This is a genomic window from Geovibrio sp. ADMFC3, from assembly GCF_054687035.1.
Window position 1 is genome coordinate 368,265 of the sequence record NZ_BAAFZG010000002.1, and the last position, 13,674, is coordinate 381,938.

11 protein-coding genes are annotated in these 13,674 nt (G+C 44.1%); 5 read left to right on the forward strand and 6 right to left on the reverse strand.

Going from position 1 to position 13,674, the window contains the following annotated elements; genetic code table 11:
* Nucleotides 1-46: 46 nt before the first annotated feature.
* The 6 genes from ACYRYY_RS02000 to ACYRYY_RS02025 form a co-directional block, all read right to left on the reverse strand.
* Nucleotides 47-1,933, reverse strand: a complete 1,887-nt coding sequence (locus ACYRYY_RS02000) for a methyl-accepting chemotaxis protein (RefSeq protein ID WP_460213819.1) — start codon at nt 1,931-1,933, stop codon at nt 47-49.
* A 146-nt stretch (nt 1,934-2,079) separates the two neighbouring features.
* Nucleotides 2,080-2,754, reverse strand: coding sequence for a hypothetical protein (locus tag ACYRYY_RS02005; protein WP_460213820.1), 675 nt, complete (start codon nt 2,752-2,754; stop codon nt 2,080-2,082).
* A gap of 333 nt (nt 2,755-3,087) precedes the next feature.
* On the reverse strand, nt 3,088-4,647 hold the full coding sequence (locus tag ACYRYY_RS02010; protein ID WP_460213821.1) for an acetyl-CoA hydrolase/transferase C-terminal domain-containing protein: 1,560 nt from the start codon (nt 4,645-4,647) through the stop codon (nt 3,088-3,090).
* Between the two features lie 31 nt (nt 4,648-4,678).
* Complete coding sequence (locus ACYRYY_RS02015; protein WP_460213822.1) at nt 4,679-5,461, reverse strand: nitrilase-related carbon-nitrogen hydrolase; 783 nt, start codon at nt 5,459-5,461, stop codon at nt 4,679-4,681.
* Nucleotides 5,462-5,696: 235 nt separating this feature from the next.
* Nucleotides 5,697-6,767: a radical SAM protein gene (locus ACYRYY_RS02020; protein WP_460213823.1), complete on the reverse strand. Its 1,071-nt coding sequence runs from the start codon at nt 6,765-6,767 to the stop codon at nt 5,697-5,699.
* A 137-nt stretch (nt 6,768-6,904) separates the two neighbouring features.
* Nucleotides 6,905-7,765, reverse strand: a complete 861-nt coding sequence (locus tag ACYRYY_RS02025) for a cell envelope integrity TolA family protein (protein WP_460213824.1) — start codon at nt 7,763-7,765, stop codon at nt 6,905-6,907.
* Between the two features lie 171 nt (nt 7,766-7,936).
* Between ACYRYY_RS02025 and ACYRYY_RS02030 the strand changes: the two genes are divergently transcribed.
* The 5 genes from ACYRYY_RS02030 to ACYRYY_RS02050 all read left to right on the forward strand — a co-directional run bounded on the left by ACYRYY_RS02030 (nt 7,937) and on the right by ACYRYY_RS02050 (nt 13,649).
* Nucleotides 7,937-8,374: an Hsp20/alpha crystallin family protein gene (locus ACYRYY_RS02030; RefSeq protein ID WP_460213825.1), complete on the forward strand. Its 438-nt coding sequence runs from the start codon at nt 7,937-7,939 to the stop codon at nt 8,372-8,374.
* Nucleotides 8,375-8,401: 27 nt separating this feature from the next.
* Nucleotides 8,402-9,505: a molecular chaperone DnaJ gene (dnaJ, locus tag ACYRYY_RS02035; RefSeq protein ID WP_460213826.1), complete on the forward strand. Its 1,104-nt coding sequence runs from the start codon at nt 8,402-8,404 to the stop codon at nt 9,503-9,505.
* A 51-nt stretch (nt 9,506-9,556) separates the two neighbouring features.
* Nucleotides 9,557-9,937 carry a heat shock protein transcriptional repressor HspR gene (locus ACYRYY_RS02040; protein ID WP_460213827.1) on the forward strand — a complete coding sequence of 127 codons (381 nt, stop codon included), beginning with the start codon at nt 9,557-9,559 and terminating at the stop codon, nt 9,935-9,937.
* 23 nt (nt 9,938-9,960) lie between these two features.
* Nucleotides 9,961-12,567 (forward strand): ATP-dependent chaperone ClpB, encoded by a 2,607-nt coding sequence (clpB, locus tag ACYRYY_RS02045; protein ID WP_460213828.1) that lies wholly within the window; start codon nt 9,961-9,963, stop codon nt 12,565-12,567.
* 143 nt (nt 12,568-12,710) lie between these two features.
* Nucleotides 12,711-13,649 carry a sigma-70 family RNA polymerase sigma factor gene (locus ACYRYY_RS02050; RefSeq protein WP_460213829.1) on the forward strand — a complete coding sequence of 313 codons (939 nt, stop codon included), beginning with the start codon at nt 12,711-12,713 and terminating at the stop codon, nt 13,647-13,649.
* The last annotated feature ends 25 nt before the right edge of the window (nt 13,650-13,674 follow it).

Here is a 13,674-nt window from a genome sequence, read left to right on the forward strand (position 1 = left end):
AAAAAAGGGACACCCATGATACTGAGTGCCCCTCTAAGTTGCTCTGTCAGTCTATTTTAAACACATCTACGGTTTTCTTCAGCGTATCCGAAAGATCCTGCAAATTTCTTGATATACTCATAAGTTCGTCAAGCTGCTGTTCTGTCTTAAGAGATGCACCTGAAATATGGGACACACTATTGCTGATTTCTTTGGTAGTTGCTGCCTGCTGTTCAGAAGCTGTAGCCATCATAGTTACCATATCAAGAGTGGTAACAGCGACTTCTATTATTGAGTCAAGCTTTTCATTGGAAATTTTAGCGACCTCTTTACCCTGCTGTACCATGGAGACACCATCCCTTATGCTCCTGTTGGCGTTCACTGATTCAGCCTGAATATCATGAACCATCTGAGAGATCTGGCTTGTTGCCGATTGTGTTCTTTCTGCGAGCTTTCTCACCTCGTCTGCAACAACGGCGAAGCCTCTGCCATGTTCCCCTGCTCTTGCCGCTTCAATAGCAGCGTTGAGTGCCAGCAGGTTGGTCTGATCTGCAATATCGCTTATCACTGTAGTGATCTCGTTGATCTCGGTCATGGATTCCGTCATTTTGCCTATAACATTCGCAGACTGTTCGACTGAATCATTGATTTTTTCCATCATTTTGACCGTGTCATCCACAGCCCTCTTTCCCTGACTTGCGTTGTTTTTTGTTGTTTCGGCCTGTAGTGCAGCATTATTTGCGTTTTCGCTTACCTGCACAACTGTTGCGTTCATTTCCTCTATAGCTCCGGCGAGGCTGAGTATATCTTCGCCCTGTTTGTGGAGTTCATCAGCCATAACATTAATTGTTGTGTTAATTTTTTTGCTTTCATCAGCAACATTTGAAGAAAGATTCATTACATTTCTTAACGAGCCGGAGAGTTTAAGAACAAATTTGTTAAAATAAAATCCTGCAAGGTTAAGTTCATCTTTGCCGCTGTCCGTCAGACGTTTTGTAAGATCTCCCTCTCCTTCGGCAATATCCTTAAACATATCCACAAGCCTGTTAAGCGGTTTAAACCCATATACCAGAAAAGTTAAAAGAACAAACATACTTGCAATCAGCAGGATGATTCCGGTTATTATAATACTGTAAACCTGCTGCTTTATGGGATGCACAATCTCATTTTTATCCACAGTGAGCGCACAAACCCATCCATTTGAGGGAACTACATAATAATAAAGCATTTTCTGTACGCCATCTATTACGTACTCGTATATACCCTCTTTTGAAGTTTCGATACGCTTTTTAAATTCCGGCATCTTGTCAAAAGCATTCACTTTCATGACCAAGCTGCTGTTAGGATTGGCAATCATCATTCCGTCTTTATCAATAATGAAGCTGTAGCCTGTTTTGCCTACTTTTTTCTCTACGCTCTGCATAAGGGATTTAAGGTCTAAAGTTGTGCTTATTGCTCCTGTGAGTCTGCCATTGCTGAACATAGGAGAATTAAGAACCAATGCCTGTATGTTATACTGAGAATGAATAAAAGGAGCGGAAAGACCGGTTTTTTCAGTTTTCTTCAGCTCAATGTACCACTCCCTTTGGTGAGGATCCCAATCAGCAGGAGGAACCCAGCCTTCTGATTGAACAACGGTGTTGGTGCCTTCAAACACAACAAGAAACGACTTGTAATCGAAACGGTTGTTAAACGGCTTAATATGTGAGTTTATATCCTCATGTGAAAGTTTTTCGTCTGAGATACTGGCAGCGAGCCCTTCAAGCACCTGAATATGTTCATTAATCCAGTTATCTATGCCTCGGCTTAGGTAAAACGTCTCTCGCTTAAGCTGCTCTTGTGTCATCGTAAGCTGCTGTTTATAGGATTTTGTGCTTGTTTGAAGCACTACAATAATAACAGTAACGACCATCACTGTTAAAGCGGCGATTATTATTTTTGCCTTAAGTGTCATCTTAACCTCACGTGAAATTTGGTGTTAAGCAACAAATATTGCTGTTATAAATTTCATCACAAGGTCCAGATCATGAATAATAATGAAGACTAGTTTAAACCAGCCATAATAAAAAGCCCCTCAGGATTTCTAAGGGGCTTAGAGTGTTAAGCTGTCACATCAACAGGCTGCTGCGCTGCTGCTGTTATCTCTTCTTTATGGGCGTCTATCTTCTCCATGAGAAGTTCAAGGGTATCCACGCAAACCTGCGGCATTTGCCCTATCTGGTTTTCCACGCTTTTATAACCTTTAACCGCACCTTCACGAGCCTGTTCAAGCCTTTCGGGGTCGCCGCCCGCTATGGATTTTATGAAATCGAAAATCCTTCCTGATGTTTTTTCCGCACCCCAGTAAGCATCATCACCAAAGTAGTTATCATAGGTGTCAGTGGGTTCTTCTGAAACTAACCCCTCTTCCATGGATATTTCAATGGAAGAATAGCTGAACCTGAAACCTTCGCTTACTCTGGAGTGTTCACTGTTTTGTTCAGAGAAGGCTTCGATGGTAATAGATTGAATCTTCATTTTGAAGCCTTGGTAATTCAAACCTTCACTCTGGGAGCTTTCATTATTCAGATAAGAGGCAAAACTCTGCACCCCCTCTTTCAGTCCTGCTATATCAAGGATAAAAGCTGAACCGCTGCTTACATATCTGCTTCCTGCTTTATTTCCTGTATTATATGCCGGAGCAGTGGTAGTTCCTTCTTTTGATGATGTCCGTTTTGATGAATAGGCGGTTGCCTCAAAACGGGTACTGGTCATGTTCAGCGTCATTGACTGCATGATATTCCTCCGTAAATACTGTCCTTAGTCTGCCCATATCTGAAGGCGCAAAAATATCCGCACCGCAGTAAAGGGCTTTTTTCAATCCTTTGAATTGTGAGGGTTACATCGACGTACTGTTAATAACGAAGCTTCGTATATGCAGGCAGGTGCAGATGCGTCACTTCCTCCATCCGCTGCATGTGTATATTATCGGTCAAAACGGAAAAATCTTGAGGAGAAGAGTCACTGTTATTTTGCAATCTATGAGACGGTAAAAACAAAAAAGGCACCGGATATCCGGTGCCCTTCTTTATTCTTCACAGTATAAGCCTGAGGCTTTGTCTGAGTTTCTTATTTGTTCCAGAAACGCATTGTACCGTTTTCTGCAAGGTTGATGTGCATTTTATATGCTTCTGAGAGTATGTGGGGTTCGTGGTGATAACCAGTAGCCTTTTCAGCTCTCTCAAGGTAATCAGTGAGGTAGTCTTTGTAAGCGGGGTGAGCGCATTTTTTGATAATTTCACGAGCTCTGTCTTTGGGAGCAAGACCACGAAGATCCGCAAGACCCTGCTCAGTAACAAGAACATCAAGATCCGCTTCTGTGTGGTCAACGTGCGGAGCTTTTGTAACAACGCCTGATATACCGAATTCGTCAGTTTTGGACGGACGAACAGAGGGGCAATGCATGATAGACAGGTAAGCGTTTCTGAGGAAGTCGCCTGAACCGCCTATACCGTTAAGCATTTTTGTACCGCCGGCGCAAGTTGAGTTAGCATGAGCATATATGTCGAACTCAAGGGGAGTGTTCATACCGATAACGCCGAGTCTTCTGATAAGTTCGGGGTTATTGGAGATCTGCTGAGGTCTCATAAGAACTTTGTCTTTGTAGAACTCGAATTTTTCCCACCATTCTTTAAAGCCTTCTGCTGAAAGTGAAAGAGACGTGCAGTTGATATATTTGCACTTTCCGGAGTCAAGGAAGGGAAGGAAAGTATCCTGAAGAACTTCTGTGAAAACTACGAGATCTTCAAAAGGAGAAGCAGTAAGACCGCCCACAACAGCATTTGCGATTGAACCAACGCCTGACTGAAGAGGAAGAAGGTTTTTGGGAAGACGTCCGGCTTTAACTTCGTGTGTAAAGAAGTCAACTATGTTATCTGCGATAGCCTGAGCAACATCGTCTGTTCCTCTGAGCGCACGTCCATTGTCGGGAAGCTTGGACTCAACTATTGCAACGATTTTGTTTTTATTTGTTTCCACCCATGGTGTTCCGCAGCGCTGACGAACGTCAGTTATGGGGATGATTTTTCTGTAGGGAGGAAGGTCAGTCGTCATAATGTCGTGCATTCCTTCGAGAGAAGGCATTGCAGTATTGATCTCAACGATAATTTTTTCTGCTATGTCGATAATTTCAGGAGCAGCACCCACAGAACCGGCGAGGATAATGTTGCCGTCTTCGGTGATAGCTGTAGCTTCGATTATAGCCACGTCAAGCTTGCCGCCTCTGTCTTTGGTGTAGAATCCGTATTTAAGATCCTGAGCAAACATGGAGAGGTGTTTGTCGCCCATTCTGATTTTACCGGAGTTGATACCTTTGCCGATGTCTTTACCAGTCTGGTAAGGCCATCTTCTGTCGATCATGTCAAGTGTTGCCCATCTGTTTTCAGTTTCAGAACCCACAGATGCGCCAATGAAAAGGTTGAACTTCCATTTCCCCTGAAGACCGTTTTTCTCAACATGGTCAGCAAGTGCAATAGGTATAACTTTGGGATAACCCACAGGTGTGAAACCTGACCAGCCGAGATCCATAACTCTGCTATCGGCATCTTTGAAAAACTTAATTGTGTCCTCAGGTTTCATAAAAAGATGATGAAGGCTCTTATCACGAACCCTGCTCTGAAGTTCAGACATTCTTTTCCTCCTTTAACTTAATGTCATTATTTTAGTTTTTTCTCTCTATTACAAAAGCGTTTAAAGCATCGTCAAAACTGGGAATCTTTTCCCTGATCTCCGCCACCTTGGCTGACTCCATAAAACCTGTATAGACCCCTTCTTCGGCAGAGGGCTCATAAACAGCCTCACCCCACGGGTCATACATTACCGAATAGCCGCATGGCATATCCTTGCGGCCGTGCATAACGCTGGTATTACATCCGGCAATATAGCATTGGTTCTCTATGGCTCTGGCGCGTAAAAGCGTCAGCCAGTGTTCTTTTTTCATTGCGCCCCATACAGCGGGCACAGCTATGAGTTCGGCACCGGCTCGTGCAGTCATGCGGAAAAGTTCGGGGAAGCGGATTTCATAGCAGAGGAGAAGCCCGACCTTAACATCCATGAATTCAAAAAGCGTAATGCCTTTACCGTTATCAATATATACATGCTCATTAAGAGGGGTAAAAAGGAAATTCTTGCGGTAGGAGGCTATAACACCCTTGGCTGAAACCGCATAAACGGTGTTGTAAACCTTGTTATAATTCCCTTCAGGCAGAGTTGAAATAACCAGCGTATTTTCATTAAGCCTCTCGGAAATAATGTTACAAATCTCTTCCGTCTGCCTGCTGAATCCGTTAAGGTTCTGGTAGTCGAAACCTGTCGCCCACATTTCAGGCAGGATAATAATTGAAGGTTGTTCATCAATAACTTCCGACAAAACTGCTAGGAATTTTTCCTTATTGGATTCAATGTCCCCCAGCCTCATCGGAAACTGAAGAGATAGTATCCGCATTCAGTCCCTCTTAAACTCCGGTGATAATAAAACAGAATTTGAACCATGTCAAGCAGTTCAATATGAAGACATATGAAATTTATTAACTTTAAGCGGACAATACCGTATCAGAAGGGTTATTAGCTTTTATAATAATGAAACACGTTTGATTTTAAAACAAGTAGGGATAAAAAAGAAAAAAGCCGGAACGTAAGACGAACCGGCTTTTTTATCTATTGCTTATTACTAATAATTATCAGCCGCAGGGCTTATAGTTTGTTGGAATATAATCACAGAAAGGCTCTTCTTCCATATAAGAGCCGCTTACGGCGTATGATCTCGCACGGCATCCGCCGCATACACCGAGATACTTACAGACTCCGCATTTGCCCTCATAGTCTTTAAAGCTTCTCATATCTTTAAATAACTGCGAGTTGTTCCATATTTCCCAGAAGCCCTGTTTAAAAACATTGCCCGCAGCCATGGGAAAATATGAGCAGGGATAAACATCGCCTTCGTGGTTGAGCAGACATATTGACTGACCGGCTATGCACCCTTTTCCGCCGCCTGTGCCGAAAGAAAGGCTTCTGCGTTCGGGGTCGAGCCCATCCGCCTTACTGCGTTCGTGCCATATGCGGTAATATTGCGGCGCACAGGTGGGACGGACAAGAATATCCTCTTCCTCACGCTCCATATCATAGTGCCAGTTAAGAAGGTCTTCGTAATCTTCCTTAGAGACAAGCTCCTTCATAACCTCTTCCCCTCTTCCGGTAGGGACGATGAGGAACATATACCATGCGGTAGCGCCGATTTTTTTGGCAAGCTTGTATGTGCCTTCTATCTGGTTCTGGTTTCTTTTGGTAAAAGATGAGTTCACGATAAACTTGATATCATGCTTCCTAAAATGCTCTGCTGCATTCATAACTGACTCGTAAGCCCCTTCCTGACCACGGAAGTTGTCATGCACTTCTTTCGTGGCTCCGTCAAGGCTCAGGGAGACTATTCGGATGCCTGACTGTTTCATGTTTTTACAGACTTCATCATCCACAAGCATTCCGTTGGTAGCCATAGCCATGCGGAAACCTTTCTCTGTTCCATATGCTGCTATGTCGAAAACATCTTTTCTTAAAAGCGGTTCACCGCCTGAAATAACTATAACAGGCTTGGCGTGTTCGCCTATCTCATCCATAAGAGATTGGCATTTGTCAAACGTAAGGTTTCCCTCCGCAGACTCTATTGTTGAATTAGAACGGCAGTGAACGCAATTCATGTTGCATTTTCTGGTTACTTCCCATGCCATCCATTTCAGATCCCACTGTTTGTTCATGTCAGCTCCATATATTTCGATTGTTATAATGATATTATCTTAAAAAAGATTAAACAAGTATTACATTGCCGTCTGAATAATTTTTACAGACCGCAGTTGTCTTACCACCCGCAACGGCGGCTTCCGTTCTTGGAAGCTTAGTAAATATCAATAGCTCCGCTAAGATAGTATATAAAATAACCGTCAACACGGATAACGTTCAACTCATAGGAATCAGGCAGAGGGACACCCCCCATGTTGCGGAGCGCACGCACTGCCTCATTATCAAGATCAGGGTAACCGCTGCTTTTTACCACCTGAACATCTGTTATCCTGCCGTCTTTATGAATGGCAAACTTGATGCGCACCGTACCCTGCTCTCCACGCATAGCGGCTGAATAGGGGTAAGCCCATGTCTGATAAAGCTGGCGGCGGAATTTATAAAAATACGAAGTATAGCGGGTTTTGACCTCCTGCATAGACACCGTATCTTCACCGGTTTTATCACCTCCGCTTTCCGCAGCTCTGTTGATAATATCAGTGGGATTAAGAATCCGGTCTATAACTTCCCTGTCAAGCCCCTGTATCGAATCTCTCTGGGGAAAATCCATCTTAGGAAGCTCAGGTTTTTCCAGTTTGTCCGGCTCTGCTCTTCGGGTCTGCTGATCTTTCGGAGCTGGAGCAGGACGCTCCCTGCCTGGCTTTTCACTCTGCTTTTGCTGCTGGTCTTTTACACCTGTCTGCTGCTTTTCGGCAGATTTTGATGAAGCCTGCTGATCATCCGGAGTAACTTTTATCACTTCTTTCTCAGGTTTTGATTCAGGAACAGGTTGAGGTCTGGGTACAGGCTCAGGCGGCGTCTGCCTTACTGGAGGCGGCGGAGTTTCTTTTTCTTTCTCTATTATTTCCACACTGATCGGTTTCTCTTTCTTCTCCGGTTCATCAATTTTAATGAACATAAAAAGAAGAAGATGAAGCACAGCCGAAATCAGCAAAAACCATGCGAGTCTTGAGTTCATTTTTATAATTATAGTCAATTCCTTATTAAATCAAGTGCCAGAAACACTATGATTCATATGACAGCCACACATCTTTTTTGTTCCATATTAAAATCCATATCAAAACACTTGACATGAATCGACTCAGATATTATTAATTCTATTAGATAACATTTTCTACGGAGGTTTTCTATGGCAATTGTAAGATGGGATCCGCTTAAAGACCTGATGGCCATGCATGACAGAATCAACAAGATGTTCAATGACTCCTTCGACAAACAAAGCTCACCGGCATACGGTGAATGGATGCCCCCGGTGGACATCTATGAAACGGAGGATGAAATTGTCGTAATCTCTGAACTGCCCGGAATAGACGAAAATGATGTGGATATTCAGGTAGCTGAAGGAGTGCTGACTCTTAAGGGTGAAAAAAAATATCCTGTTGACAGAGAATCGGACAATTACTACAGACTTGAACGTGCATACGGCAAATTTCAGCGTTCATTCGCTGTGCCGAACACAATAGATATGAATTCAATAAAGGCGAATCTGAAAGACGGTGTGCTTAAAATTATCCTGAAAAAACGTGCGGAAATAAAACCCACGGTAATAAAGGTTGAGACCGAGTAAGCACCGCTTAAAAAACGAAGGTGAAAAATGGCTAAAGACTACTACGAAGAGCTGGGCGTCGGACGTGGCGCAACCGCTGATGAAATAAAAAAGGCATACAGAAAACTTGCCCGCAAGTATCACCCTGACGTTAACCCGGGTGATAAAACAGCAGAAGACAGGTTTAAGAAGATCTCCGAGGCTTACGGCGTTCTCAGTAATGATGAAAAACGCAAACAGTACGACTCAGTGGGGCACGATGCCTTTGTATCCGGCGGTCAGGGGTATGACTTCTCCGGCGCTAATTTTGACGATATCAGAAACACCTTCGGCGGCGGCTTCGACTTTGATGATATATTCGGCGACCTTTTCGGCGGCGGCAGACGTTCAGCCGGCAGAAACAGGGTGATGCGCGGTGATGATCTCTACTACAACGTACGCATACCTTTTTATGATGTAATACACGGCAACGAATACGAACTGAACATCAATCACACTGTGACCTGCTCTGCATGCGGCGGTAAAGGCGGCGAAAAAAAAGCATGCTCAACATGCGGGGGAACAGGTCAGTCCTCACGCAATAAGGGCGGATTTTTTGTGGGCAGCGTATGTACAAGCTGCGGAGGTTCCGGTCAGGTTACTGTTAAGCAGTGCGGTACATGCCACGGCAAAGGGCATGTGGAAAGCAAAGAACGCATAAAGGTACGCATCCCGAAAGGTGTAGATAAAAACTCAAAAATACGTGTTCCCGGAAAAGGCAATGCAGGTGTAAACGGCGGGGCATCCGGTGACTTATATATTGTCACCAATGTTCAGGATCACCCTGTGTACAGACGTGAAGGTGATAATCTCTATGTTGATGTGGAGATGGACATGTTTGAAGCGGCACTCGGTGCAAAGATCGAAGCCCCTACTCCATACGGAGCTGTAACGCTGAATATACCCGCAGGTACACAGTCAGGGCAGAAATTCAGGCTGAAAAACAAAGGTGTTCCAATGCTGAAAGGCAGCGGAACAGGAGATCTTTACCTTGTAATAAACGTTAAAATTCCTGCTGTTGCTTATGAAGCTGACAGGGAAGCCCTCAGGGAAATGATGCAGAAATACGCAACGAGCGCACGGGAAGATCTTTTAAAAAAAGGCAAGATATAAAACATCCGGTTTCCTGAAAAGAATATTTAAGGAACCTCAGCAAGGTGACATATGGCAAATAAACCTCTGTATGTAATAAGCATAGTATCGGAAATGCTGGAACTTCATCCGCAGACACTGCGCCAGTATGAACGTATGGGGCTTGTAACCCCTTCCCGCACAGTGGGAAATACAAGGCTTTACTCCGATGAGGATATTGAAAGGCTAAAGTTTATAATGACCCTCTCAAAAGACATGGGAGTAAACCTTGCGGGAATCGAAATTATTCTGAATATGCGTGAGCAGATAGAAACACTCCACGCCCAGCTTGAGGGTATGAAAGAATATGTCCGGCAGCGTATGGGTGAGGAGATGAAGGCAAAAGAGGCGGAAAAGGCTCTGATTCCCTCTCCGCCGAAAGAAATAATTAAAATCAAAATCGAAAAAGAATAAGCCTCACAAGGAGGTAGTTTACAATGATTAACTTCAACAAAATGACCATAAAAGCGCAGGAGGCAGCAGAGCAGGCTCTTGCCCTCGCCTCTGAAAAAAACCAACAGCAGATAGAGCCCGAACACTTTCTTATTGCCCTTTTAAAACAGGAGGACGGGCTTGTGAAGCCTCTTCTCCAGAAGGCAGGGGTAAATGTGAATGCTCTGGAAGCAGGCACAGACGACATAATAAACTCCCTGCCCACCGTCAGCGGTTCGGGTCAGCAGTATTTCTCGCCCGACTGCAACAAGGCACTGGAAAAGGCATTTAAAATAATAAAAGACTTCGGGGACGAGTATGTCTCTACTGAACATATTCTCCTCGGAATAATTGATAACGCAGGCTACAGACTGCGCACCCTGCTTTCTCAGACAGGAGCGGATAAGAAAGCCGTGGAAAAGGCGATAAAGGAAGTCAGAGGTTCAGCCAAGGTTACAGACCAGAACCCTGAAGGTAAAATGAACGCCATAGAAAAATACACAATCAACCTCACAAACCTTGCCAGAGAAGGTAAGCTTGATCCCGTTATCGGGCGTGATGAGGAAATAAGGCGTGTTGTGCATGTTCTCTCCCGCAGGACAAAAAACAACCCCGTTCTGATAGGCGAACCGGGTGTCGGCAAAACTGCTATTGTTGAAGGACTGGCGCACAGAATAGTAAACGGCGATGTGCCGGACTCCCTGAAAGATAAAACTGTTGCATCCCTTGACATGGGTGCGCTTATCGCAGGAACAAAATTCAGGGGCGAATTTGAGGAGAGGCTCAAAGCTATCCTCACCCAGATAAGGGAAAAAGAGGGAGAAATAATCCTTTTTATAGACGAAATGCACACTCTTGTGGGTGCAGGAGCGGCAGAAGGAGCGATGGACGCCGCCAATCTGCTAAAGCCCGCTCTGGCGAGGGGCGATCTGCACTGTATAGGCGCAACAACCCTTGATGAATACAAAAAACATATTGAAAAAGATGCCGCCCTTGAAAGACGTTTTCAGCCAGTAATGGTGAAAGAGCCCAGTGTTGAGGATACCGTTTCAATACTGAGAGGACTCAAGGAAAAATATGAGGTTCACCACGGGGTGCGTATAAAAGACTCTGCACTTGTGGCGGCGGCTCATCTGGCAAAGAAATACATAAGCGACCGCTTTATGCCCGATAAAGCCATAGACCTTATTGATGAAGCCACAGCAAAACTTAGAATGGAGATAGACAGCCTCCCCACAGAGCTTGATGAAACAGAACGTAAGATCACACAGCTTGAGATAGAAAAACAGGCACTTAAACGTGAGTCTGACAATGTGAGTAAAAACCGCTTGGTCAAACTTGAGGAAGAGCTTGCCAATATCAAGTCTGAGGCTGACAGACTCAGAGCCCACTGGAGCAACGAAAAAGGACTTATCAAAAAGTCCAGAGAGATAAAAGAGCATATAGAAGAGGAAAAGCATCAAATGCAGAAGGCCGAACGTGAAGGAAACTTCGCCCTCGCCTCAGAAATAAAATACAGCAGGCTTGTCCAGCTTGATAAAGAACTTGAAGAGGCTAACGCAAAACTCGCCGAAATTCAGAGCGGTAAAAAGATGCTCAAAGAGGAAGTGGACGAGGAAGACATAGCCGCCATAGTTTCCAAATGGACAGGAATACCTGTGACCAAGCTCATGCAGGAGGAAGCCGACAAGCTCATCAACATGGAAGACTACCTCCACAAAAGGGTCATAGGACAGGACAGAGCAATAAAAGCAGTGAGTGAAGCAGTCCGCAGAAACAGAGCCGGTCTTGGCGACCCGAACAGACCCATTGGTTCATTTATATTCCTTGGGCCCACTGGCGTCGGTAAGACAGAGCTGGCAAAAGCGCTTGCTGAGTTCATGTTTGACTCAGAAGACGCCATGATCCGCATAGATATGAGTGAGTACATGGAGAAACACGCAGTAGCAAAGCTTATCGGAGCGCCTCCCGGATATGTGGGGTATGATGAAGGCGGACAGCTTACTGAAAGAGTACGCCGCAAACCATACGCTGTCATACTCATGGACGAGATAGAAAAAGCGCATCCGGATGTTTTTAACATACTGCTCCAAATGCTTGATGACGGCAGGCTAACAGACTCCAAAGGCAGAACAGTAAGCTTTAAAAACTGTGTAGTAATAATGACATCAAACATCGCATCGCAGGAGATACAGGAAGAATTTGCCAAAGAAAGCTCTATGGAACAGAAATATATGTTCATCGATAACGTGGTGATGAACAGGCTTTCATCATTCTTTAAACCGGAGTTTCTTAACAGGCTGGATGATATTATTGTATTCCACCCTCTTAATAAGGAACATCTTCATAATATTGCAGAAATGCTTATGAGAGATTTTGCTGCTAGGATGCGTGAAAATTCTGTTGAACTTGTCTGGGATGATTCTGTCATTATAGAAATAGTAAAAGCAGGTTTTGATCCTGCTTTCGGCGCCAGACCCATGAAAAGAGCCATAAGGAAACTTGTGGAAAACAAACTGGCGGAAGCACTTATAAAAGGTGACATAAAAGCAGAACAGAAAATAAAACTGACCTATGGTCAAACCGGCATGAACTTCAGTACAACCTCCTGAAAAGAGGCGGGGGCAGCACCCCGCCTTTTTTATATTCATGAAAAAAGCTTTTATAAATAAACTATATACGGAAATGATTTTTGTTTCAAAATGTGGTATATTTGATATACTTTCATAAGTTATATAAAGGTTGAGAGTTGAAAATGGATCATGAACTTGACGACCTTCAGGAAGAGCAGGAAGAAACCGAAGAGACTGAAAGCACTGCTGAATCCGCAGAGGTTGAAGAAGTAATTCACAATGACACCCCGCCTCCTGTGAGTGAAAACACGCTGAAGCATTATCTTAACAGCATCAGCAAATACAAACCGATGACAAAAGAGCAGGAGTTTGTGATAGGGGAAAGAATACAAAAGGGCGATAAAGATGCTCTTAATACTCTTATACTCTCAAATCTCAAATTTGTTGTTTCAATCGCAAACCGCTACAGGAACACTGGTTTACCTATTTCTGATCTGATAAATCAAGGCAATTTAGGACTTGTGGAGGCGGCAAAACGCTTCGACCATACCAAAGGAGTAAAATTCATCTCCTATGCAGTATGGTGGATACGCCAGGCTATCATTCAGGCTCTGGCGGAACAGTCGGGAACAGTGAAGCTGCCTATTAAACAGGCAGGAATATTATACAAAATAAACGGCGCCATAGAAAAACTCAGCAAACAGCTAGGGCGTGAGGCGACAAACAGCGAGCTTGCCGAATACCTCGGCATGGAAGAGGCGGACATTGAAAATGTTCTGCGTGTTTCAAGGAACTATCTCTCGCTTGAAGCACCCATAAAAGACGGAGAAGACCGTTCTTTTATAGATCTCCTTGAATCAGGCTCTAAAAGTATAGAAGAAGATATAATCTCCAAAACCCTTAAACAGGCTCTTGGTGACATTATTGATGAACTTACCGAGCGTGAGGCAAAGATTATAGAGCTTCGTTTCGGCATAGAAGGTGACGCTCCGAAAACTCTGGAAGAAATAGGCGATATGCTTAAAATAAGCCGTGAGCGAGTGCGTCAGCTTGAGGCTAGAGCATTATCAAAACTCCGCAAGAAAGCCATGCGGAAAAAACTCCACGACTTTTTAAACTAAAAAAAGCGGAAGGCAGAACCTTCCG

Excerpts from the sequence above, each read along its gene's own strand:
- ACYRYY_RS02000 (WP_460213819.1), bottom strand. The coding sequence starts at position 1,933 with ATGACACTTAAGGCAAAAATAATAATCGCCGCTTTAACAGTGATGGTC.
- ACYRYY_RS02005 (WP_460213820.1), bottom strand. The coding sequence starts at position 2,754 with ATGCAGTCAATGACGCTGAACATGACCAGTACCCGTTTTGAGGCAACC.
- ACYRYY_RS02010 (WP_460213821.1), bottom strand. The coding sequence starts at position 4,647 with ATGTCTGAACTTCAGAGCAGGGTTCGTGATAAGAGCCTTCATCATCTT.
- ACYRYY_RS02015 (WP_460213822.1), bottom strand. The coding sequence starts at position 5,461 with ATGCGGATACTATCTCTTCAGTTTCCGATGAGGCTGGGGGACATTGAA.
- ACYRYY_RS02020 (WP_460213823.1), bottom strand. The coding sequence starts at position 6,767 with ATGAACAAACAGTGGGATCTGAAATGGATGGCATGGGAAGTAACCAGA.
- ACYRYY_RS02025 (WP_460213824.1), bottom strand. The coding sequence starts at position 7,765 with ATGAACTCAAGACTCGCATGGTTTTTGCTGATTTCGGCTGTGCTTCAT.
- ACYRYY_RS02030 (WP_460213825.1), top strand. The coding sequence starts at position 7,937 with ATGGCAATTGTAAGATGGGATCCGCTTAAAGACCTGATGGCCATGCAT.
- dnaJ (WP_460213826.1), top strand. The coding sequence starts at position 8,402 with ATGGCTAAAGACTACTACGAAGAGCTGGGCGTCGGACGTGGCGCAACC.
- ACYRYY_RS02040 (WP_460213827.1), top strand. The coding sequence starts at position 9,557 with ATGGCAAATAAACCTCTGTATGTAATAAGCATAGTATCGGAAATGCTG.
- clpB (WP_460213828.1), top strand. The coding sequence starts at position 9,961 with ATGATTAACTTCAACAAAATGACCATAAAAGCGCAGGAGGCAGCAGAG.
- ACYRYY_RS02050 (WP_460213829.1), top strand. The coding sequence starts at position 12,711 with ATGGATCATGAACTTGACGACCTTCAGGAAGAGCAGGAAGAAACCGAA.